Below are 22,681 nucleotides of genomic sequence, written 5' to 3' on the forward strand. Positions count from 1 at the left end.
TTTCTGCGTCAGGACATTTCGTCCTAGTGAGCCGCCCATTCTATATCGTTTTTCGTTTCCGTCAACACCCTCGTGAATCTTTTTTTCGAGGTTGTTGGTGAAGCCGAAGAACTGTCGCGTGGGTGACTTTCGTCGCGACCAGAAGAGAAGTATAGGCTTGGGGAGCACTTCTGTGAAGGGGTTTTCGACATCTTTCTGAAAAAAAGTCACACGCTAGACTTATAACTTCGACTCACACTAATAAGGTGTAAAAAAATGCTCGCACGCCTTCTTCCCGCGACACTGATTTTCCTGTCGCTGGGCGCCCACGCTGCACCGCCTCCCACCGTCACGTTACACGGCAAGACCTTCAGCACGGAATTCGCCGCGGACGACGCTTCGCGTGAGCACGGCCTGATGGACCGGACCGAGCTGAAGGCCGATCACAGCATGCTTTTCTTCTTCCAGGACGACGAACCACGCGCCTTCTGGATGAAGAACACCCTCATCCCGCTGGATATCCTGTATTTCGACGGTGCGCGCAAGCTCGTCTCCATGCAGCTCAACGCGCAGCCGTGCAAGGCCGATCCCTGTGCCATCTACCCCAGCGACGGGGCCGCACGTTACGTCCTGGAGCTTCCGGCGGGTACCGCGGGCAAGCTGGGGCTGAAGCTGGGCGAGCCGCTGACCATCACCGGCGATCCGGGCACCGTGCACTGATCGGGCAAGGAGCCGCGCTCGCACGGTACGCCGACGTGATACGGGACGAGGGACGCCGGGTCGACGCCGGTCAGCTCGTCCCATTGGTCTTCGAACGGAATGAATCGCTGCATGACAGGCTTCCTCCACGGGATCGGCGCACATTGCGTGGCCTCGTGACTATGGAAGCAGGCTTTCCTGCCTTATTACTGACCGAATGGGGCGAAATGGTGTCAGGCCCATCCCCGGGTCATTATCAGTCGATCTCGACCATTTCGAAGTCGTCCTTGGTCACGCCACAGTCCGGGCACGTCCAGGTATCCGGGATATCTTCCCAGCGGGTGCCGGGCGCGATGTCCTCTTCGGGCAGGCCCAGGGCTTCGTCGTAGATGAAGCCGCAGACGACGCACATCCATTTACGAAGGGTGGTTTCGGTGCTCTGGCTCATGGCTTTGCGTATTGTCGTGAAGCGAGGAAGTCGCCCATTCTGTCACCCTCCGGCGCAACGAGGCTAGCGCGCCACCGTCACATTCCAAGGATCCCCATGACCACCCTCCTCCGAAACCGACTCCATGGCCAGGGCGTCTACGCCATCACCGACGGCCCCCGGGACGACCTGTTCGCGGCCGTGGAAGCCGCCCTTGCCGGCGGGGTCCGCCTCTTGCAGTACCGGGACAAGACAAAGGACACCGAGCGGCGCCGGGCCGAAGCCGCCGAACTGGCCAGCATGTGCGCGCGCTATGAAGTGCCTCTTATAGTGAACGACGACGTGCCGCTCGCCCTCGAGGTCGGTGGCGGCGTCCATCTGGGCCGCGAAGACGTATCGATCGCCGAGGCCCGGGCGGCGCTGGGTCCCGATGCCATCATCGGCGTCTCCTGCTACGGCTCGATCGACCGCGCGCGCCAGCTCCAGGCCGAAGGGGCCGATTACCTGGCTTTGGGCGCCATGTACCCGTCGACGACCAAACCGCATGCGGCCGTGGTCGCCCACGACGTATTGACGCAGGCGAAGGCCCTTGGCCTTCCCGTCGTGGCGATCGGCGGCATCACCCCCGACAATGCAGGGGTATTGATCGACGCCGGTGCCGATTATGTTGCCGTGGTATCCGCGATTTTCGCGGCGGCGGACATCCAGACGGCAACCCGGCAATTCGCCAACCTTTTCGATCCACGTCCCGGAATCATTCGATGACCACGAACCATGAACTCTTCGCCCGTGCCCAGAAGCTGCTGCCCGGCGGGGTGAACTCGCCCGTGCGCGCCTTCCGGTCCGTCGGCGGCGAGCCATTCTTCACCGAGCGCGCCGACGGTGCGTACCTGTGGGACGTGGAGGGCAAGCGCTATATCGACTACGTGGGCTCGTGGGGTCCGATGATCGTCGGTCACAACCACCCTGCCGTGCGCGAGGCCGTGGAGCGGGCCATCCGCCATGGCCTTTCGTTCGGCACGCCCTGCGCCGCCGAAGTGACGATGGCCGAGACGATCGTCTCGCTCATCCCGGCGGTGGACATGGTGCGCATGGTCAATTCGGGTACGGAGGCCACGATGTCGGCTATCCGTCTTGCCCGGGGCGCTACCGGCCGCTCGAAGATCGTGAAGTTCGAAGGCTGCTATCACGGCCATGGCGACAGCTTTCTGGTGAAGGCCGGCTCGGGCGCGCTCACGTTCGGCGTACCTACCTCGCCCGGCGTACCCAAGGCTTCGGCCGACCTGACCCTCACCCTGCCCTACAACGACATCGACGCCGCGAGGATGCTGTTCACCCAGGAGGGCAAGGAAATCGCCGGCCTCATCATCGAACCGGTCGCCGGCAACATGAACTGCATCCCGCCGAAGGAGGGCTACCTGCAGGCGTTGCGCGAGCTGTGCACCGAACATGGCGTGCTACTGATCTTCGACGAGGTTATGACTGGTTTCCGCGTCGCCCTCGGTGGCGCGCAGGCCTACTACGGCATCACGCCCGACCTGACCTGCTTCGGCAAGATCATCGGTGGCGGCATGCCGGTCGGCGCCTATGGCGGCCGCCGTGACCTGATGGAACAGATCGCGCCGGCGGGCCCGATCTATCAGGCAGGTACGCTTTCGGGCAATCCCGTGGCCATGGCCGCGGGCCTCGCCATGCTTGGGCTGATCCAGGCGCCAGGCTTCTACGAGGACCTGACGGCACGCACGGTCCGGCTCACCGATGGCATCCTCGCTGAAGCGAAGAAGGCTGGCGTGCCTTTCAGCGTGAACCGCGTCGGCGCGATGTTCGGCCTGTTCTTCACCGACGAAACGGTGGAGAGCTATGCACAGGCGACCACGGCGGACGTCGCGTCATTCAACCGTTTCTTCCACGGCATGCTGGAGCGCGGTGTGTACCTGGCACCCTCGGCGTTCGAAGCGGGCTTCGTTTCCAGCGCGCACGATGACGATGTGATTGCCGAGACGGTAGCGACGGCCGGCGAGGTGTTCGCCTCGCTGGGGTGAGCGACAAAAGCTGGCTTGTGTGGGAGCCCGCTATGCCGGCGATGGGGGTTGAGGCAACCTGGCTATCGCCGCTGAAGCGGCTCCCACAACAAGACAGCTCCCACAAAACACTCGAATCAGGCGACTTTCGCTTCCTGCGCGAATACCGCCAGCGCGGCATGAAGCCGCTCGAGGCCTTCCGCGGTTTCCTCATCGGTGATGGTCAGCGGCGGGACGATGCGCAGCACGTCCGGGCCGGCCTGGAGGAGCAGCAGACCGTGGGCAGCGGCGAGGTCGAGGATTTCACCCGCGCGGCCGGCGTAAGCACTCTCGAGCACCGCGCCGATCATCAGGCCGCGGCCACGGATTTCGGAGAACAGGTGGAATTCGTGGTTGAGCTTGTTCAGGCCCGTGCGCAGGTCGTTGGCCTGGCGCTCGACGTTGAGCATGACGGCCGGCGAAGCGATCTTGGCCAGCGCCACGCGCGCCACCGCCGCAGCCATCGGGTTACCGCCGAAGGTCGTTCCGTGGGCGCCGAACTGCATCACCTCGGACACCTTGGGGCCAACCAGCATGGCGCCGATCGGGAAACCGGCACCTAGCGCCTTGGCCAGGGTGACGATGTCCGGCGTGACGTGATCATGGGTATGCGCGAAGAGCGTGCCCGTGCGGCCCATACCGCACTGGATCTCGTCCAGCACCATGAGAGCGCCGTGCGCGTCGCACAGCTCGCGCACTTTCTTCAGGAAACCCGGTTCGGCCGGCATGACACCGCCCTCGCCCTGCACCGGCTCGAGCATCACGGCGGCCACGTCACCGTGGGCCATGGCTTCTTCGAGGGCTGTCGGGTCGTTGAACGGGACATAGCGGAAGCCGCCCGGAAGCGGCTCGTAGCCTTCCTGGTACTTCGGCTGGGCGGTCGCCGTCACCGAGGCCAGGGTACGGCCATGGAAGGAGCCCTTGAAGGTGACGATGAAGCGCTTCTCGGGCGGACGGCCCTGCGAAGCCGCCCACTTGCGCACCAGCTTGATCGCGGCCTCGTTGGCCTCGGTGCCGGAGTTGCACAGGAAAACGCGCTCGGCGAACGGCGCGTGCTCGACCAGTTCCTGGGCCAGGTGCAACGGCGGCTCGGAATAAAAGACGTTGCTGGCGTGCCAGAGCTTGTTGGCCTGGCCGACGAGTGCGGCGACGAGATCCGGATCCTGGTGGCCCAGGGCGTTCACGGCGATACCAGCGCCGAAATCGATGTAATCGCGGCCTTCCGTATCCCAGACGCGGGAACCCTTCCCGTGATCGAGGATGACATCACGCGGGCGATAGACGGACAGCCAGTAACGCTTGCCCAGGCCAACGAGATCGGAGGGTGTGACAGGGTGCGACGACATGGTGCTGACTCGGATGGATTTTGTTAGCTCATCATATGGGCGACGGCCTGCGCGGACAACGCGCGGCGTGTACCGCCGGTGCAACGTTTTGTTACACGTCGCTACACCGCCTGAACGCCCCGTTTCGGTGCGCTTGCCGAAAATGCCTTGCGAATCAAAGGAAGCACCCCGTGGCACGGCGCTTGCTGCCGTAGTCGGCAAGGCCCTGTGAAGCCCGCGATGTTCGTTCGCCCGACGACCCTGCCAAGCCGGACGACGAATGGGAACTCCCGGTCCCCCAGAGGGCCGGGAGTTTTCTTCACTCCCCGTCAGGAGGGGGCCGAACCCGGTCAGCGCAGCTGGTCGAGAGCGAGTTGGTGCTTCTTGCACAGGCGGTAAACGGTCACGCGGGATACGCGCAGGCGCCGCGCGCACTCGCTGATGTTGAATGCGCTTGCGCGCAGGCAATCCACGATCGCTTCGCGTTCGGCGGACGTGCGTGCGCTGCCCAGGCTATCCCGGTCGGTGCCAGGGAGGTCGGCGCTCAGCTCGAGATCTTCCGGCGTAATCAGCGCATCGTCGGCGATCACGGCCGCGCGCTGCACGCGGTTCATCAGCTCGCGCACGTTGCCCGGCCACGCGAAGGCATTCATGGCCTTGCGGGCGGCCGCGCTGAAGGCCCGTGCGCGCGTGCCGTAGCTTTCGCGGAAAGCGTCGAGGAAATACTGGGCGAGCAGCTCGATGTCGCCATTACGTTCCCGCAACGGCGGCATGCGCAAGCGCAGCACGTTGAGGCGATAGAACAGGTCCTCGCGGAAGCGCCCCTGCGAAACGGCTTTTTCGAGATCCACATGCGTGGCGGCCAGCACCCGCACATCCACCTTGATGGACTGGCAGCTGCCGATGCGCTCGATGGTGCCTTCCTGCAGCACCCGCAGAAGATTGGTCTGGGCGTCGAGCGGCAGGTCGCCGATCTCGTCGAGGAATACGGTGCCTCCGTCGGCGGATTCGAAGTGGCCGATGCGCCGCGCCGTGGCCCCGGTGAACGAACCCCGTTCGTGGCCGAACAGCTCGGACTGGACCAGGTTGGCCGGTAGCGCTCCACAGTTGATCGCCGCGAAAGGCTGTTCGTGCCGCGCCGAGAGCTGGTGCAGCGCCCGCGCCGCCATCTCCTTGCCCGTACCGGTTTCACCGGTGATGAGCAAAGGCAGTTCGACCGGGGCGAACTTGCGGATGTTCTGCGAGAGCGTACGGATGGCCGGGCTGTCGCCGGTCAGGATGCTCGGGCGCGTATCGACCGGTGAAGGCGCATCACCCGGAGCGCGTTGCAGCGCCAGGCGAAGTGCGCTGAACGAAGAGGGTCCGTCGATAATCTCGATCGCCTGGGGCAAAGCCTGGCGAACCGTGGGCTCATGGGCCGGCGTGCGCGACCCCGTCAGGCCGATCCACGCCATGCCCGGGTGGTTCTCCCGGAGCTGGTGAAGGATGCGAACGGCGGCCAGCGCGCTGGCACGGAGGTCGACCACGGCAATCGCCGCGTCCCCGCATTCGGGTAATACCTCGCTCTGGCTGGCCGGATCGGCAACCAGGGTGCGCCAGCCCGCCCGGAGCAGACCAAAGTGTTCTTCAACGCTCGGTCTGCCAACCCAGACGACACAACGCCCCGACATTTCCCCGCGCGACATGCCTGCTCCTCACCCGTTACGTGGCCTGCTGCCGGCTTCGCGGATTCAATCCTGGACCCGCCGCCGGCACCCCTGCAGGCCGGCAAGCCCCACATCGTCGTGCGTGTGTCAGACGACAGCGACGGGCTCGAAGTTATACCGGCATGCCGAAAGCGGCCATACACCAAACGGGCTAGCCTCCAGAGCCATACGGGTGCATCGCCGCGCTAGCTACAGAAACAAATCCGGTAGTAGGGGCTGGCCAGGTGCCACCGCGTAGCGATCGAAGTCGGTGACACCTTCTTCGCGCAGCACGTCTTCATCGATGTAGAAGCGCCCGGTGAAGTCGCGTGATGAACGAGTGAGGATCGCGTGCGCCGCGTCCGCGACGATGTCTGGCGTACGGCAGTTCTCGGGGCGAACGCCGTCGATCATCGCGATGGCGGCCGTGGCAATGACGGTTCTCGGCCACAACGCGTTCACCGCGATGCCGAGGGACTTGAACTCGGGCGCCATGCCGAGCACGCACAGGCTCATACCAAACTTGGCAATGGTGTACGCGACATGTGGTTCATACCATGCCGGGTCGATGCTCGGCGGCGGCGAGAGCATAAGCACCTGGGGATTCTCTGCGTTCTTCAGGTACGGCAGGCAGGCTTGCGTGGTCAGGAAGGTGCCGCGCGTATTCACCTGCTGCATGAGATCGAAACGCTTCATCGGCGTGTTCTCCACGCCGGCCAGCCAGATCGCACTGGCATTGTTCACCACGATATCGATGCCGCCGAAGCGTTCGGCCGCCGTGGCAGCGGCCATGCGCACTTCCGCTTCTTCGCGGATATCCACTTTCAAGGGCAACGCGTGTCCACCCGCCGCTTCGATTTCCGCCGCGGCGCTGTGAATGGTGCCGGGCAGTTTGGGATTGGCGACGCTGCTCTTGGCCGCGATGACGATGTTGGCGCCGTCGCGCGCAGCGCGCAGCGCGATGGCCAACCCGATGCCGCGAGAGGCGCCGGTAATGAAGAGCGTCTTCCCTGCGAGTGAGGTCATGGCAAATCCTTTTAAGGGCGCTGGAAGCGCGGAAGAATGTCGCGCAATTCGGCGAGCCGTTCGAGCGGGTCGTCGAGTTCGAGCATGTGCTGGCACTCGTTCGGATCCAGCGGCAGCAATTCGGATAGGCGGAAGCCCACCCAGCTGGCGTCGTCCGAACGCGTGGCTACGTCGTGCCGCCATGGTGGCTGCATCTGGTCGACGAGCCGCTCCAGGATGGTGGCGAGCAGCCCGAACTCGGGAGGTAGTGGTGCGATGTCCTCGGCTCGCCAGGTGGCGATGTCACCGCGGACCTGTCCGTCGGAGCGGATGCGGGTGCGCGTGACGCGAAAGCGCAGACCGCCCTCGGCGACGATGCCGAGCAGGCCGTCGTCGCTGGTATGAAAGTCGGTGATCGTGGCCAGCGTGCCCACCGCGGCGGGTACGGCCGGCTGCCCGGCTTCATGACCTTCGAGGATCATGCAGACGCCGAAAGGCCGGCCCGTTCGTGCGCACTCGCGCACCAGGTCGATGTAGCGCGGCTCGAAAATGCGCAGCTGCAACTGACCGCCCGGAAAGAGGACGTTCGACAAGGGGAACAGCGGGTAATCTTGTCCGGGCGTGGTTGCAGCCATGCCCGTGAGTCTAACCTGCGCGCAGCGCGGTAAAAAAGCGCCGCGGTGCCCCTTCGAAGCCACCGTTGGACATGAAGACGACATGGTCGCCCTCCTGCGTGTCCGCGGCGAGCGTGGCGACCAGCTCATCCACGGTAGCTATCGCCTTGCCACGACCATCGAGCGCCGCGGTGACATGCGCCGCATCCCAGGCAAGCTCGGGACGATGGAGGAAGACCACGCGATCGGCATCGGCCAGCGAAGGTGCCAGGGCTTCGGAATGTGCGCCCAGACGCATGGAGTTGGAACGGGGCTCGAGCGCGACGACGATGCGGGCACCGTCGACCTTCGCACGCAGACCGGCCAGCGTCGTCGCGATCGCCGTCGGGTGGTGCGCGAAGTCGTCATAGACCGTGACCCCACGCGCCTCACCGATCACTTCCATCCGACGACGCACGCTGGTAAAGCTGGCGAAGGCCGGCAGCAGGGCCACCGGATCCGCACCCGCTGCTGTCGCTGCCGCGAGAGCGGCCAGTCCGTTCATCACGTTATGCCGGCCCAGCGAGTTCCAGCGGACCTCGCCGAGTACATTGTCACCATGACGCACGCGGAAGTGCGAGCCATCGGCGGCAAGTAGTTCGGCGCGCCAGTCGCCTGTGTCGATGCCGAAGGTTTCCACCGGTGTCCACGAACCCATCGCCAGCACTTCGGCGAGGTAGGTATCTTCCGCGTTGACGATGAGGCGTCCGTTACCCGGCACGGTGCGCACCAGGTGATGGAACTGCCGCTGGATCGCAGCCACGTCGGGAAAGATATCCGCGTGGTCGTATTCGAGATTGTTGAGGATGGCGATGCGCGGGCGGTAGTGGACGAACTTGGAGCGCTTGTCGAAGAAGGCCGAGTCGTACTCGTCGGCTTCGATGACGAAGGGCTTGCCCTGACCACGACGCGCCGAGACGTCGAAGTTGCCGGGCACGCCGCCGATGAGAAAGCCCGGAGAGAGGCCGGCCGACTCGAGCAGGTGCGCGAGCAGGCTCGTCGTGGTGGTCTTGCCGTGCGTGCCGGCTACGGCCAGCACCTCACGACCGCCCAGCAGCGTTTCACCCAGCCACTGCGGGCCCGAGATGTAACGCAGCCCTTCGTCGAGCATGTACTCGACCGCGGGATTACCGCGCACCATGGCATTGCCGACGACGACAAGGTCGGGGGCAGGCTGCAGGTATTCCGCCTTGTAGCCCTGCATCAGGCCGATGCCGAGCGCTTCGAGCTGGTCGCTCATGGGCGGATAGACGTTAGCGTCCGAGCCTTCGACGGTGAGGCCGAGCTCGCGTGCGAGCGCGGCGACGCCGCCCATGAAGGTGCCGCAGATACCGAGAATATGGACGCGCATCAGCCGATTCGTTGGGGCCCGCCGAAGCGGGCCGTGAGGGTCAGGCGCTGGCGGCCTGCACGCCGCCCGGCAGGACGCCGAGGACACGCCGGGTCACATCGTCGAGTTCGCCGACGCCATCGACGACCTGCAGCTTGCCGCGCTGTTTGTAGAAGTCCGCCACCGGGGCCGTCTGGTCGGCATAGATCTTCAGGCGGTTCTTCACGGTGTCCGGATTGTCATCCGCACGGCCTTCCTTCCTGAAACGCTCTTCGCAGCGGTCGACGATGGCCTCGTCGGGTACGTCGAGCTTGACCACGACATCCAGCGGCTGGCCGATCCGGGCCAGCACGTCATCCAACGCAGCGGCCTGGGCCAGGTTGCGCGGGTAGCCGTCGAGGATGAAGCCCGGCTTGGCGTCCGGCTGGCTGAGGCGGTGCTCGATGATGCCGAGCATGATGTCGTCCGACAGCAGGATGCCCTGGTCCATCAGGCCCTTGGCCTTGATGCCCAGCTCGGTTCCGTCCTTGATCTCCGCGCGAAGCAGGTCGCCCGTGGAGATGTGGGGGACGCCGAGGCGCTCCTTGAGGCGGGTGGCCTGGGTACCCTTCCCGGAACCCGGGGCGCCGAATAGCACGAGTCGCATTGATGCTCCGTTACGTCGGGCGACAGGGGATAAGCCCAGCGCCGGACACAAGAAAATGGGTCTCAAGGTAACGGCAGGGCCTCGCTCGCGTCAAACGGCCGACACGGGGGCGGTGTAGGCGACGCCCCGCTTCCAGCGGGGAGCGACCAGTCGGCCACGCTTTCGGGCCAGCAGGAACAGGGCCACGGAAACCAGGCTGCAGGCAACCAGGGCGACGATCGACGCCTCCGCGCCGAACTCGCCGCCCGACAGCCAGTCCGGCCCGGCCAGGCGCGAGGCGACCAGGCCATGCATCTGGCTGCCCGAGGTGGGCACGCCGAAAACCAGGGACTGGGTGATGTTCCAGCCGGCGTGCAGGCCCATGCAGGCCAGCAGCGAGCGGGTCGCCACATAGAGCAGACCCAGCATCACACCCGCCTCCAGGGCGATGGCCAGGCTGGTGCCGACCGTCGCGTGAGGGTTGAAGGCGTGGGCGAAGCCGAAGAACAGCGAGGAAATGAGCAGGGCCCAGCCGGTGCCGAGCGCCTCCTCGCAGGCCCGGAACAGCACGCCGCGGGAGATCAGCTCTTCGCCGATGGCCGCGCCGACGCCCGCGCCGAGGACGATGTTCGGCCAGTCGGCCGCCGTGTCCGGCCCGAGGACCACATACGCGCCGCAGAGCCAGAGCGTGCCGACGACGACGGCCATGAGGGCCGCCCCGCCGAACAGCCACGCCACGCCGGCCGGCCAGGTCGGCCGCGACAGCTCCAGCAGGGGACGACGTTCGATAAGTCGGACCAGCACCAGGTAGGCGACGATGGCGGGCACGGCCCGCAGCAGCATTTCCGCGATACCGCGGGCCAGCACGCTCGCATCCTTGCCCACCAGGCCGATGGGCTTCAGCACATGACTGAGGCCAATGGTCAGCACGATGGTCATGATCGCGAACAGCCCGATGCGCGCACCGGCGCTATAGAAGAGGCCCCGCTGCCAGCGGGTGGCTCCCGCGGGTGGCGAGTACAACGTATTCGGTAAGCGCATGGCGAACCCCTTCCCCTGATTCAACCTCGAGTCTAGCGTGTCATCGTCATGCCGCACGCGCTACGCTCGGCACTCCCATGGTGACGAGGAAGTGCGTATGGCCGCCGGCAAAATTCTTTACGCCCAGTCGGGCGGCGTATCCGCCGTCATCAATGCCTCCGCCGCGGGTGTGATCGAAACCGCGCGCGACAAAGGCATCATCGTCTACGCCGCGCGCAACGGCATCCTCGGCGCGCTTCGCGAGGAGCTCATCGACACCTCCAAGGAAGCCAAGGCCAATATCGCGGCGTTGAAGCACACGCCCGGCGGGGCCTTCGGCTCGTGCCGCTACAAGCTCAAGTCGCTGGAAGAGAACCGCGCGGAGTACGAGCGCCTCATCGAGGTATTCAAGGCGCACGACATCCGCACCTTCCTCTACAACGGTGGCAACGATTCGGCCGACACGGCCAACAAGGTCTCGAAGATCGGGCAGACGCTCGGCTACGAGGTCAACTGCATCGGCGTACCCAAGACGATCGACAACGACCTGGTCGTGACCGACACCTGCCCCGGCTTCGGTTCGGTGGCGAAGTACACCGCCATCGCCGTACGCGAGGCCAGCCTGGACGTCGTTTCCATGATGGATACCTCGACCAAGGTCTTCATCATCGAAGTGATGGGCCGACACGCGGGCTGGATCGCCGCCGCGGCCGGCCTTGCCGGTTCCGCGCCGGGCGACGCACCGCACGTCATCCTGTTTCCGGAAAACGTATTCAATCCCGAGACCTTCCTGGCCAAGGTCAAGGCCACGGTCGAAAAGGTCGGTTACTGCACGGTGGTCGTTTCCGAGGGCGTGAAGGACAGCGACGGCACCTTCCTCGCCGAGTCCGGTGCGCGCGACGCCTTCGGTCACGCGCAGCTGGGCGGTGCGGCACCCGTGCTCGCCGCCCTGGTGCGCGAGAAGCTCGGCTACAAGTACCACTGGGCCCTGCCCGACTACCTGCAGCGCTCGGCGCGGCATATCGCCTCGAAGACGGATCTCGAGCAGGCCTATGCCGTCGGCAAGAAAGCCGTGGAATATGCGGCCGAAGGCCTCAACGCCGTGATGCCGGTGATCGTGCGCACGTCCGACGAGCCGTACAAGTGGAAGATCGAAGCGGCGCCGCTGGACAAGATCGCCAACCACGAAAAGAAGATGCCGAAGAACTTCATTTCGAAGGATGGCTTCGGTATCACCGCCGCCGCACGACGTTATCTTGCGCCGCTGATCCAGGGCGAAGCACCGCCGCCGTATGGTCCCGATGGCCTGCCGATCTACGTGACACTGAAGAACGCGTCGGTGCCGAAGAAGCTGAAGAAGTTCAAGATCTAACTCTCGAACTGTTGCCTCAGTTCCCTGTGAGAGCCGATTCATCGGCGAATGGGCGCTGGCCTCGACCTGGCCAGCTGCCGCAGGATCGCCGATAAATCGGCTCCTACAGTAGAGCGGTGTCTCGGTATCATCGCGCTTTGTTCCCACAGGTGGACCCGCATGGATCTGATCATCCGCCACGCCACGCTTGCGGACGGACGCCGCGATGTCGACATCGGCATCGTGGACGGGCGCTTCGCGGCGATCCAGCCGCAGCTGCCGGCGAAGGGCGTGGAGGAAATCGACGCGGGGGGCCGGCTCGTCGCGCCGCCTTTCATCGACGCGCATTTCCACATGGATGCCACGCTGTCACTGGGCCTGCCCCGCCTCAATGCCTCGGGCACCCTGCTCGAAGGCATCGCGCTGTGGGGCGAGCTCAAGCCCGACCTCACCATCGACGCCCTGGTCGCCCGTGCCATGGCGTATTGCGACATGGCGGTGGCGCAGGGCCTGCTTGCCATCCGCAGCCATGTCGACATCTGCGACGACCGGCTGCTGGCGACCGAGGCCTTGCTGGAAGTGAAGCGACAGGTTGCGCCCTACCTGCATCTGGAACTCGTGGCGTTTCCGCAGGACGGCCTGCTGCGGTCACCCACGGCCAAGGCCAACCTGATCCGCGCGCTCGACATGGGTGTGGAGGTGGTCGGCGGCATTCCACACTTCGAAAGGACGATGGCCGACGGCGCCACGTCCATCCGCTGGCTTTGTGAACTCGCGGCCGAGCGCGGACTGCGCGTGGATATGCACTGCGACGAATCCGACGACCCGCTGTCGCGGCACATCGAAACGCTCGCCGCCGAGACGATTCGCACCGGCCTGCAGGGTCGCGTGACCGGTTCGCACCTCACCTCCATGCATTCGATGGACAACTACTACGTGTCCAAGCTGCTGCCGCTGATCGCCGAAGCGGGCGTGCACGCCATCGCCAACCCCTTGATCAACATCACCCTGCAAGGGCGGCACGACACGTATCCCAAACGCCGCGGCATGACCCGCGTACCCGAGCTGATGGCTGCGGGCGTCAACGTTGCCTTTGGCCACGACTGCGTGATGGACCCCTGGTACGGCCTGGGCTCGGGCGACATGCTCGAGGTCGCACACATGGGGCTGCACGTGGCACAGATGACCTCGACAGCCGGGGTAGCGAACTGCTTCGAGGCGGTGACCTCCAACGCGGCGCGCGTACTCGGGCTCGAGGGCTATGGCATCGCGCCGGGCAACCGCGCGGACTTTGTCCTGCTCCAGGCGGGCGACACCTACGAGGCCATCCGCCTGAAAGCGACCCGCTTGCTGGTCGTCCGCGGCGGAAAAATCCTCGCCCGCACACCTGAACGACGGACGTCGCTAAATCTTGCGAGACGCGCACGGGAACTCACTCTCGAGTTCCGTCCGGGATCGATTTCCTGAACGCGCGGGTTCATTAGCTGTCGCGTCAATGAATGCTTTCGCCAAACTTTCGATTCGTAGGACTTCGCATTCAGGAAAGTCTGCCTATCTTCCAATCGTCGATCAGCTGTAGCGACTTGCGGCGTGATGATCGTCCTGGAGAGATGCGATGAAAATGATGCTTCGTACCGCGTTTGCCGCCCTCGCCCTGGTCGCCACGACAGCGGCCTTTGCCGACGACCATCGCGATCACGACCGCGACAACCACGGGCACGATCGCGGTCATGACCGCGGCCACGACCGCGGTCACGCTGGCCGTGACTGGCATCACGACAACGGCTGGCACGGCAACCGCCCGGCGCCGCGTTATTACGGGCACGGCTATTACAACGGTCCGGCCTATTACCACCGCCCGCCCCCGCCGCGTTACTACGGCCACTGGGAGCGAGGCCATCGTTACTACGGCGGTAACACGGTTGTGTACAACTACGGCAGCTACCACCTGCGCCAGCCGCCGCGTGGCTACCACTGGGTCCGCGAGAACAACGATTTCCTGCTGGTCGCCGTGGCGACCGGCATCATCCTCGACATTGCCACACGCTAATCCGGGAGATTCCGTATGAAACTGCTTAGCAAGATCGCCCTCACTATCGCCGCCTCGGCCGTCATTGCGCCGGCGTTCGCCTTCAGTCCGGCGCCGTTCCAGCCGGCGGGTATCCAGCAGTATCACGATGACCACGACAACGATCACCGCGACGATCACCGTGATGACCATCGCGACGATCACCGCGACGATCACCATGACGGCCGCTACGACGACCACCGTGACAACCACGCCAACAACTGGCATCCGGGTCCGGGCGGTCACTGGGAACGCGGTCACCGCTACGACGGTCGCGTCGTCATCGTGAACGACTACCGTTCCCGCCACCTGCGCGAACCGCCACGCGGCTACCGCTGGCAGCGCGCCGACAACAATGACTTCCTGCTTGTCGCTGTTGCCACGGGTGTGATCGCGGACATCATTTCGCAATAACACCGCTCTACCAGGCCGGGCCTCCGCTATCGCGGGGGCCCGGCTTTTTATTGGGCTCTTCGCGCATGTCCGGGGGGGGTTCGCAAAGGAAAGACCGCTCACGCGGCCATGTATCTATCTGGCCTACGGCCGCTCCACTTGTGCGGAACTCGCCTCGAGGGTGGACACCAAGGCCTCTCACAACGATACGGTTGAGTGGAAGGAGAGCCGTTGGGCGATGTCGCACTGACGATTGTCACCGGCGAGCTGGGGTTGACCGCTTGGCGATAGCGACGAGCCAGCAATTGACCCGGCGTTTCGTCGGCTCGACCCGCACGAACCTCAGGGTTTAAGAGTCTTCGGTGCCCACCCTCGAGGCGAGTTCCGCACAAGTGGAGCGGCCGTAGGCCAATAAGAACACGGGCCGCGCAGCGGCCTTCCGGTACGAAATGCGGAGGACTGTCTGAGCAGCGAGGGTGGGCGCCGAAGGCTCTGCGCCTCACCCCTCCAAGCAAGCGGCCGCGCAATGGCTTCGCGGCGATAGACAGCTGGCCGCAATTCCATCGCCGGCATAGCCGGCTCCCACACAAAGCCGTCGCGACTGGGCTGTCCCGCAGCGCACAACGCCTTCCGCCGCCTCCCCTGCCTATACTCGGGTCAGCCCCATGGCGGGCTCTCACAATTGAGGGGAGGCTTCGATGCTGCAACAGTACGGTTTATGGATCGCGCTGGCATGTGCGGTCGTTGCGATTCTGTACGGCGCGTTTTCGGTCAGCTGGGTGCTTGCCAGATCGCCGGGCAACGAACGCATGCAGGAGATCGCCGCGGCCATCCAGGAAGGCGCACGCGCATACCTCAACCGCCAGTACGCCACCATCGGTGTCGTCGGCATCGTCCTTCTCCTCCTTATAGGTGTGTTCCTCGACTGGGGAACGGGCATCGGCTTCGCGCTGGGGGCGCTCCTCTCGGGAGCCACCGGCTACATCGGCATGAACGTTTCGGTTCGTGCCAATGTTCGTACCGCGGAGGCCGCCAGGAGCGGCCTTTCTTCTGCCCTCGCGGTGGCCTTCCGCGGTGGCGCCGTCACCGGCATGCTGGTGGTGGGACTCGCCCTGCTCGGCGTGGCCGGCTACTACGGCGCGCTGCTGCACATGGGCTACGAGCGCACGCATGCCCTGCACGCACTGATTGGCCTGGCCTTCGGCTCTTCGCTCATTTCGATCTTCGCCCGTCTGGGCGGCGGCATCTTCACCAAGGGCGCCGACGTCGGCGCGGACCTGGTCGGCAAGGTGGAAGCCGGTATTCCCGAGGACGACCCGCGCAACCCGGCGGTCATCGCGGACAACGTGGGCGACAACGTCGGCGACTGCGCCGGCATGGCCGCCGACCTGTTCGAAACCTATGCCGTGACCCTGATCGCCACCATGCTCCTGGGTGGGGTGATGGCGACCGAAACCGGCCCTTCGGGTGTCTTGTTCCCGCTGGTGCTTGGCGGTGCGTCTATCGTCGCGTCGGTCATCGGCACGTTCTTCGTGAAGACCCGCGGCGGCAAGATCATGAACGCGCTGTATGCCGGCGTCTTCGTTTCCGCCCTGCTCGCGGCGATCGCCTTCTGGCCGATCACCCAGTCGATGATGGCCGATTCCGCTTACGGCGCGGGCCGCATCTACGGTTGCGCGATCATCGGCCTGGTCCTGACCGGAGCCATGGTGGTGATCACCGAGTACTACACGGCAACGGAATACGGGCCGGTCAGGCACGTGGCCCGGTCGTCCACCACGGGTCACGCGACGAACATCATCGCCGGCCTCGGTGTTTCGATGAAGTCCACGGCCCTGCCGGTGCTCGCCGTTTGCGCAGCCATCTGGGGCGCCTTCGAGTTCGCCGGGCTGTACGGCATCGCCATCGCGGCGACGGCCATGTTGAGCATGACCGGCATGATCGTGGCGCTGGACGCTTACGGTCCGATCACCGATAACGCCGGCGGCATCGCCGAGATGGCCGACCTGCCACCCGAAGTGCGCGGGGTCACCGATCCGCTCGACGCCGTGGGCAACACGACCAAGGCCGTGACCAAGGGTTATGCCATCGGTTCGGCCGGTCTCGCCGCGCTGGTGCTGTTCGCCGACTACACGCACAACCTCAACGAACACTTCGGTGGCACGGAAATTCGCTTCGACCTGTCCAATCATTACGTGATCATCGGCCTGCTGATCGGCGGCCTGATTCCGTACCTGTTCGCGGCCATGGCGATGGAAGCGGTGGGCCGTGCGGCTGGAGCCGTGGTGGAGGAAGTACGGCGGCAGTTCCGCGAGATCTCCGGAATCATGGAGGGCACCACCAAGCCGGACTATTCGCGCGCCGTGGACATGCTCACCCGCTCGGCGATCCGCGAAATGCTGGTGCCTTCGCTGCTCCCTGTGCTGGTTCCGGTGGTGGTGATCTTCGGTTTCAAATGGCTGGGCGGCGCCGAGGCCGGCGCACAGGCCCTGGGCGGCGTGCTGATCGGCACCATCGTCACCGGCCTGTTCGTGGCCATTTCGATGACCACCGGCGGCGGCGCCTGGGACAACGCCAAGAAGTACATCGAGGACGGCAACTTCGGCGGCAAGGGTTCTGATGCGCACATGGCCGCCGTCACCGGTGACACCGTGGGTGATCCATACAAGGACACCGCCGGACCGGCGGTGAATCCGCTGATCAAGATCATCAACATCGTGGCCTTGTTGTTGATTCCGTTCCTTTGATGGTGTGGGAGCCGATTTATCGGCGATTGGGTGCGCGCCGCATCCTGGCCCGTTGCCACGGGATCGCCGATGAATCGGCTCCTACAACAGCCTGCGATAGCCCGGAAGTCATGGGGTTACGAGGTCGGTAGTAAGCTAAGGTCCGGGTTCGGCTTAATCACGGAACCCGGACCCATGCATCGACGCTGGATTGCGCTCGTCATCGCCCTTACCTTCAGTGGCATGACCCAAGCCCACGACACCCCGCATACCACCGCTCCCGCCACCCAGGCCGGAGTCGACGACGAAAACCTCTGGCTGGACGACATCGACGGTGCGAAGCCGCTCGACTGGGTCAAGGCACGCAATGCCGAGACCGTGGCGAAGTACGCCGATAGCCAGGACTTCAAGACGTTGGACGGGCGCCTCCTGGAGATGCTCGATTCCGACGCGAAGATCCCGATGGTTTCCAAGATCGGCGATCACTTCTACAACTTCTGGCGCGACAAGCAGCACCCGAAGGGCCTGTGGCGCCGCACCACGCTGGCCGAGTACCGTAAGGACAAGCCGGCCTGGGAAACCGTGATCGACCTGGACGCACTCGCCGCGTCCGAGAAAGAGAACTGGGTCTGGCACGGCGCACAGTGCCTGAAGCCGGACTACCGTCGCTGCCTTGTCTCGCTGTCGCGCGGCGGCGCCGATGCCGATGTGGTGCGTGAGTTCGATCTGTCGACCAAGGGCTTCATCAAGGACGGCTTCGCGCTGCCGGAAGCCAAGAGCCAGGTCGCCTGGATCGACGACGACCATATCTACGTCGCCACGGACTTCGGGCCGGGCTCGATGACCACCTCGAGCTACCCGCGCATCGTCAAGGAATGGAAGCGTGGTACGCCGCTCGCTTCTGCGCAGACGGTGTACGAGGGCAAGGAAAACGATATGTCGATCTCGGCCTATCGCGATCGAACGCCCGGTTTCGAACGCGATTTCGTGATGCGCGCGCTGGAGTTCTACAACTCCGAGACCTTCCTGCGCAGCAAGGACGGCAAGCTGACCAAGGTCGACGTGCCCAACGATGCCGAGACCGATGTCGAGCGCGAATGGCTGCTGGTCGAGCCGCGCACGGCATGGACGGTCGGTGGCAAGACGTTCCCGTCGGGCTCCCTGGTGGCCACGAAGTTCGACGACTTCATGGCCGGCAAGCGCGAGTTCACCGTGCTGTTCACGCCGGACGAGCACACCTCGCTGGCCGGACATTCGTGGACGCGCCACCATCTGATCCTCACCGTGTCGCACGACGTGGTCAGCCAGATCAAGGTGCTGACGCCGGCCGCCAGCGGTCCCTGGAAGGAAGACACGCTCAGCGGCGCGCCCGCGCTCAGCAACATGCAGGCCGGTGGCATCGATGCGGATGAGACCGACGAGTACTTCCTCACCGTCTCGGGCTTCCTGCAGCCGACCACGCTCTACTACGGCACGCTGGGCCAGGGCGAGCGCGAGGCGATCAAGCACAGCCCGTCCTTCTTCGATGCCTCGAAGTTCGTCGTGAGCCAGCACTTCGCCACCTCCAAAGACGGCACCAAGGTGCCCTACTTCGAAGTCGCGCCGAAGGCATTGAAGACCGATGGGAGCAATCCGACCCTGGTCTACGGCTACGGCGGTTTCGAGATCTCGCTTGAGCCGGCCTACGCCGCCGGCGCCGGTCGCGCGTGGCTGGAAAAGGGCGGCGTCTACGTCATCGCGAACATCCGCGGCGGCGGTGAATACGGTCCCCGTTGGCACCAGGCGGCGTTGAAAGCCAACCGTCCGCGTGCCTATGAGGACTTCGCGGCCGTCTCGCAGGACCTGATCGACCGCAAGATCACCAGCCCGAAGCACATGGGCATGATGGGCGGCAGCAACGGCGGCCTGCTCGCCGGCAACATGCTGACCCAGTACCCACAGCTATACGGCGCGGTGGTCAGCCAGGTGGCCCTGCTCGACATGAAGCGCTACACGCACATGTCCGCCGGTGCGTCGTGGATGGCCGAATACGGCGACCCGGACAAGCCGGAGGAGTGGAAGTACATCCAGACCTTCTCGCCGTACCAGAACCTGCACAAGGGCACGAAGTATCCGCCGGTGCTGTTCACCACTTCCACCCGCGACGACCGGGTCGGTCCGGTGCATGCCCGCAAGATGGCCGCTCGCATGCAGGCCATGGGCTTCGACGCCAGCCTGTACGAGAACCTCGAAGGCGGACACGGCGCCGCGGCGGACAACAAGCAGTCGGCGTTCATGAGTGCCCTGGCCTATACGTACCTCTGGGAACACCTGAAATAAGTCCCCCCAGGTGTATTCGGAAGCCGGGCCTTCAGGGCTCGGCTTCTTGTGGGAGCCGCTTCAGCGGCGATAGCCAGATCGCCTCACCCCCATCGCCGGCATAGCCGGCTCCTACACCCCACACTGAAATTACTTTCATAATTTAATCAGCGGCACTACAGTGCGAGGCTTTCCGTGTACTCCCCGGGGTTTCGTTACATGCTGGTTCGTCGTCTCGCACTCACCGCCGTACTGCTCTTCGTTCCCCTCCTCGCGCACGCCTCGACAGGGATCGAAAGCGAATCGACCGAGATTCGTCCTGCGACCGACGACGAGAACCTCTGGCTGGAAGACATCGGCGGGAAAGCGTCGCTCGACTGGGTAAAGGCGCGCAACGCCGAAACCACCGCTCACTACGCCACCGGCGCCGCGTTCGACACACTCGTCGCCGATCTTCGCGGCGTCCTCGACTCGAATGCGAACGTGCCCCGGCTGATGAAGCTGGGGGATCGCTATTACAACCTTGGTAAGGACAAGGATCATCCACACGGTGTCTGGCGCAGGACGACGCTCGCCGGTCTGCGCGCGCCGGTCACGACGTGGGAGACGGTGATCGATCTCGACGCCTTGTCCGCAAGCGAACACGACAACTGGCTGTGGCGCGACGCACAGTGCCTGCCTCCCACCTACCAGCGCTGCCTGATCGCGCTGTCACGCGCGGGTGCGTATGCCCAGGTCGTTCGCGAATTCGACCTGACGACGCGGACCTTCGTCAGCAACGGCTTCAACCTGCCCGAGGCGAAGGGCACGGTGAGCTGGATCGACGCCGATCACATTCTCGTCGCCACTGATTTCGGACCCGGCTCGATCAGCCAGTCCGGCTATCCGCGCATGGTGAAGCTCTGGACGCGCGGGACGCCTCTATCTGCCGCGTCGACGGTCCTGGAAAGCGCGGAGAAGGATCTGGGTGTCGATGCGCGGCACGATGCATCCCCGGGCTTCGAACGCGACATCGTGACGAAGAATCTCTCGTTCTACGAGTCGGAAACCTATCTGCGTGCGAAGGACGGTAGCCTGGCGCGCGTCGACGTGCCCCGCGATGCGAGCGTCGACCTAAAGCGGGAATGGCTGCTCATCCAGTTGCGCAGCGAGTGGCCGGTGGGTGGCCACAGCTATCCGGCGGGCTCCCTGCTCGCGGCGCATGTCGACGATTACATGGCCGGCAAGCGTGAGATCGTCACCCTGTTCACTCCGGATGCGCATACGTCGCTGACCACCTTCGCGTGGACCCGGAACCATCTCCTGCTGACCACCATCCACGATGTCGCCACAAGCATCGTTGCGCTGACGCCGCGCGCGAAGGGAACCTGGCCGGCCGCTCCGTTGACCGGCCTGCCGGCACTGGCCAGCCTGCGACTGGTCACGGTCGATGCCTATGCGAGCGATGAGTACCTGGTCTATGCACAGGGCTTCCTGCAGGCCAGCACGCTCTATCGCGGAACGATCGGCAAGGACGACCGCGAACTGCTCAGGCAGGGACCGGCAGCCTTCGACGCATCGGGGTTCGAGGTAACCCAGCATTTCGCCACGTCGAAGGACGGCACCCGGGTGCCCTACTTCGAAGTGGCGGCGAAAGGCCTGCGCGTCGATGGAAGCCACCCCACCCTGATCTGGGCTTATGGTGGCTTCGAACTGGCCGTTCAGCCCAATTACTCACCCGCGCTGGGCAAGGCGTGGCTCGAGCGCGGGGGTGTCTACGTCATCGCCAATGTGCGCGGTGGCGGTGAATATGGCCCGCTCTGGCATGAGGCGGCGATGAAGGCAAACCGCCCTCGCTCGTACGAGGACGTCGCGGCGGTTGCCCGTGACCTGATCGCCCGCCGTGTCACCAGCCCGGCTCATCTGGGTGTCGAGGGCGAGAGCAACGGCGGTCTGCTGGCGGGCAACATGCTCGTCGGCTATCCGGAGCTGTTCGGCGCGGTCATCGTCGGCGCGCCGCTGCTGGACATGCATCGGTATACCCATCTGGCGGCGGGAAGCTCGTGGATCGGCGAGTTCGGCGATCCCGACAAGCCGGAAGAATGGGCGTACCTGCGGACCTTCTCGCCGTACCAGAACCTGCACGCGGGCACCCGCTATCCACCCGCTTTGTTCATGACGGCCACCACAGACGACACCGTGGGCCCTGCGCATGCCCGCAAGATGGTCGCCCGCATGCGGGCCATGGGCCTGGACGCCCACCTTTACGAGAACGTGGAAGGCGGCCACGGCGGGAGCTCCAACAATGCCCAGGTCGCGTATCACGAGGCCCTGATCTACACCTTCCTGTGGGAACACCTCAAATAAGGCACTTTGCCGGGGCCATGGGCGGGCGGTATCCTATTCGGCCGACTTAACCCCCCGAATCACCAAGGAATCCCATGGGCCTGCACCTCGTTCCCGCCGGCAAGAATGTGCCGGACGAAATCAACGTCATCATCGAAATTCCCAAGGATGCCGAGCCCGTCAAGTACGAAGTCGACAAGGAAAGCGGCGCGATCTTCGTCGACCGCATCCTGTCCACCCCGATGCGCTACCCGTGCAACTACGGCTACGTGCCGGGCACCCTGGGCGGCGACGGCGATCCGCTCGACGCGCTGGTGATCCTGCCGTTGTCGCTGGTGCCGGGCTCGGTGATCCGTTGCCATCCGGTCGGCATGCTGAAGATGACCGACGAAGCCGGTGCCGACGAGAAGCTCGTCGTGGTCCCGGTGGACAAGGTGTTCGCCGGCTATGCGCACATCAAGGATATCGGCCAGGTGTCCGGTCACTGGCTCGAGCGCATCGGCCACTTCTTCGAGCACTACAAGGATCTTGAGAAGGGCAAGTGGGTCAAAATCGACGGCTGGGTCGGCGCGGATGAGGCCAAGGCCGAGATCGTCGCGGGCATGGGTCGCTACAAGGCTGACCACTAACAGCTCTTTGTGGGAGCCGATTTATCGGCGATGGGCGCTGCGGCGTCTCCGCTCCGCAGGCTTTTCGCCGATGAATCGGCTCC

Annotated in this window: 19 protein-coding genes; 11 read left to right on the forward strand and 8 right to left on the reverse strand. The window is 64.8% G+C overall.

Annotated features, from left to right (window positions below):
• The first annotated feature begins 255 nt into the window (after window positions 1-255).
• Window positions 256-699: a DUF192 domain-containing protein gene (locus C8J98_RS20450; protein ID WP_107915545.1), complete on the forward strand. Its 444-nt coding sequence runs from the start codon at window positions 256-258 to the stop codon at window positions 697-699.
• Window positions 700-934: 235 nt separating this feature from the next.
• Here C8J98_RS20450 and C8J98_RS20455 read toward each other — a convergent pair whose 3' ends face one another.
• Complete coding sequence (locus C8J98_RS20455; protein WP_046969539.1) at window positions 935-1,126, reverse strand: rubredoxin; 192 nt, start codon at window positions 1,124-1,126, stop codon at window positions 935-937.
• A gap of 96 nt (window positions 1,127-1,222) precedes the next feature.
• On the opposite strand from C8J98_RS20455, the gene thiE reads away from it, so the two are divergent.
• Both thiE and hemL read left to right on the forward strand, forming a co-directional pair.
• Window positions 1,223-1,870 carry a thiamine phosphate synthase gene (gene thiE, locus C8J98_RS20460; protein WP_107915547.1) on the forward strand — a complete coding sequence of 216 codons (648 nt, stop codon included), beginning with the start codon at window positions 1,223-1,225 and terminating at the stop codon, window positions 1,868-1,870.
• Window positions 1,867-3,147 carry a glutamate-1-semialdehyde 2,1-aminomutase gene (hemL, locus tag C8J98_RS20465; RefSeq protein WP_107915549.1) on the forward strand — a complete coding sequence of 427 codons (1,281 nt, stop codon included), beginning with the start codon at window positions 1,867-1,869 and terminating at the stop codon, window positions 3,145-3,147. The genes thiE and hemL overlap by 4 nt, the downstream gene beginning before the upstream one ends.
• Window positions 3,148-3,263: 116 nt before the next feature.
• On the opposite strand, the gene C8J98_RS20470 is transcribed toward hemL, so the two are convergent.
• The 7 genes from C8J98_RS20470 to C8J98_RS20500 form a co-directional block, all read right to left on the reverse strand.
• Window positions 3,264-4,511: an acetylornithine/succinylornithine family transaminase gene (locus C8J98_RS20470; RefSeq protein WP_107915551.1), complete on the reverse strand. Its 1,248-nt coding sequence runs from the start codon at window positions 4,509-4,511 to the stop codon at window positions 3,264-3,266.
• Window positions 4,512-4,840: 329 nt separating this feature from the next.
• Window positions 4,841-6,175, reverse strand: a complete 1,335-nt coding sequence (locus C8J98_RS20475; RefSeq protein ID WP_199229974.1) for a sigma-54 dependent transcriptional regulator — start codon at window positions 6,173-6,175, stop codon at window positions 4,841-4,843.
• 210 nt (window positions 6,176-6,385) lie between these two features.
• On the reverse strand, window positions 6,386-7,201 hold the full coding sequence (locus tag C8J98_RS20480) for an NAD(P)-dependent oxidoreductase (protein WP_107915553.1): 816 nt from the start codon (window positions 7,199-7,201) through the stop codon (window positions 6,386-6,388).
• 11 nt (window positions 7,202-7,212) lie between these two features.
• Window positions 7,213-7,815: an LON peptidase substrate-binding domain-containing protein gene (locus C8J98_RS20485; protein WP_107915555.1), complete on the reverse strand. Its 603-nt coding sequence runs from the start codon at window positions 7,813-7,815 to the stop codon at window positions 7,213-7,215.
• A gap of 10 nt (window positions 7,816-7,825) precedes the next feature.
• Window positions 7,826-9,184: a UDP-N-acetylmuramate:L-alanyl-gamma-D-glutamyl-meso-diaminopimelate ligase gene (mpl, locus tag C8J98_RS20490; RefSeq protein WP_107915557.1), complete on the reverse strand. Its 1,359-nt coding sequence runs from the start codon at window positions 9,182-9,184 to the stop codon at window positions 7,826-7,828.
• Between the two features lie 40 nt (window positions 9,185-9,224).
• Complete coding sequence (locus C8J98_RS20495) at window positions 9,225-9,809, reverse strand: adenylate kinase (RefSeq protein WP_107915559.1); 585 nt, start codon at window positions 9,807-9,809, stop codon at window positions 9,225-9,227.
• A gap of 90 nt (window positions 9,810-9,899) precedes the next feature.
• Entirely contained in the window at window positions 9,900-10,829 is a 930-nt protein-coding gene (locus tag C8J98_RS20500; RefSeq protein WP_107915561.1) for a type II CAAX endopeptidase family protein, read from the reverse strand.
• Window positions 10,830-10,926: 97 nt separating this feature from the next.
• Here C8J98_RS20500 and C8J98_RS20505 point away from each other — a divergent pair, with 97 nt between their 5' ends.
• From C8J98_RS20505 to ppa, 8 genes are all read left to right on the forward strand, one after another.
• Window positions 10,927-12,180, forward strand: coding sequence for a 6-phosphofructokinase (locus tag C8J98_RS20505; RefSeq protein WP_107915563.1), 1,254 nt, complete (start codon window positions 10,927-10,929; stop codon window positions 12,178-12,180).
• A 159-nt stretch (window positions 12,181-12,339) separates the two neighbouring features.
• Window positions 12,340-13,626, forward strand: coding sequence for an amidohydrolase family protein (locus tag C8J98_RS20510; protein ID WP_107915565.1), 1,287 nt, complete (start codon window positions 12,340-12,342; stop codon window positions 13,624-13,626).
• 148 nt (window positions 13,627-13,774) lie between these two features.
• Window positions 13,775-14,209 (forward strand): RcnB family protein, encoded by a 435-nt coding sequence (locus C8J98_RS20515; protein WP_107915567.1) that lies wholly within the window; start codon window positions 13,775-13,777, stop codon window positions 14,207-14,209.
• Between the two features lie 15 nt (window positions 14,210-14,224).
• Window positions 14,225-14,641: an RcnB family protein gene (locus tag C8J98_RS20520; protein WP_107915569.1), complete on the forward strand. Its 417-nt coding sequence runs from the start codon at window positions 14,225-14,227 to the stop codon at window positions 14,639-14,641.
• Window positions 14,642-15,318: 677 nt separating this feature from the next.
• Complete coding sequence (locus C8J98_RS20525; RefSeq protein ID WP_107915572.1) at window positions 15,319-17,367, forward strand: sodium-translocating pyrophosphatase; 2,049 nt, start codon at window positions 15,319-15,321, stop codon at window positions 17,365-17,367.
• Window positions 17,368-17,541: 174 nt separating this feature from the next.
• On the forward strand, window positions 17,542-19,665 hold the full coding sequence (locus tag C8J98_RS20530; protein ID WP_107915574.1) for a prolyl oligopeptidase family serine peptidase: 2,124 nt from the start codon (window positions 17,542-17,544) through the stop codon (window positions 19,663-19,665).
• A 198-nt stretch (window positions 19,666-19,863) separates the two neighbouring features.
• On the forward strand, window positions 19,864-21,990 hold the full coding sequence (locus C8J98_RS20535; protein ID WP_107915575.1) for a prolyl oligopeptidase family serine peptidase: 2,127 nt from the start codon (window positions 19,864-19,866) through the stop codon (window positions 21,988-21,990).
• 74 nt (window positions 21,991-22,064) lie between these two features.
• Window positions 22,065-22,598 carry an inorganic diphosphatase gene (ppa, locus tag C8J98_RS20540; protein WP_046969505.1) on the forward strand — a complete coding sequence of 178 codons (534 nt, stop codon included), beginning with the start codon at window positions 22,065-22,067 and terminating at the stop codon, window positions 22,596-22,598.
• Window positions 22,599-22,681 lie beyond the last annotated feature (83 nt).

Source organism: Luteibacter sp. OK325, from assembly GCF_003050935.1.
Classification (GTDB): Bacteria; Pseudomonadota; Gammaproteobacteria; order Xanthomonadales; family Rhodanobacteraceae; genus Luteibacter.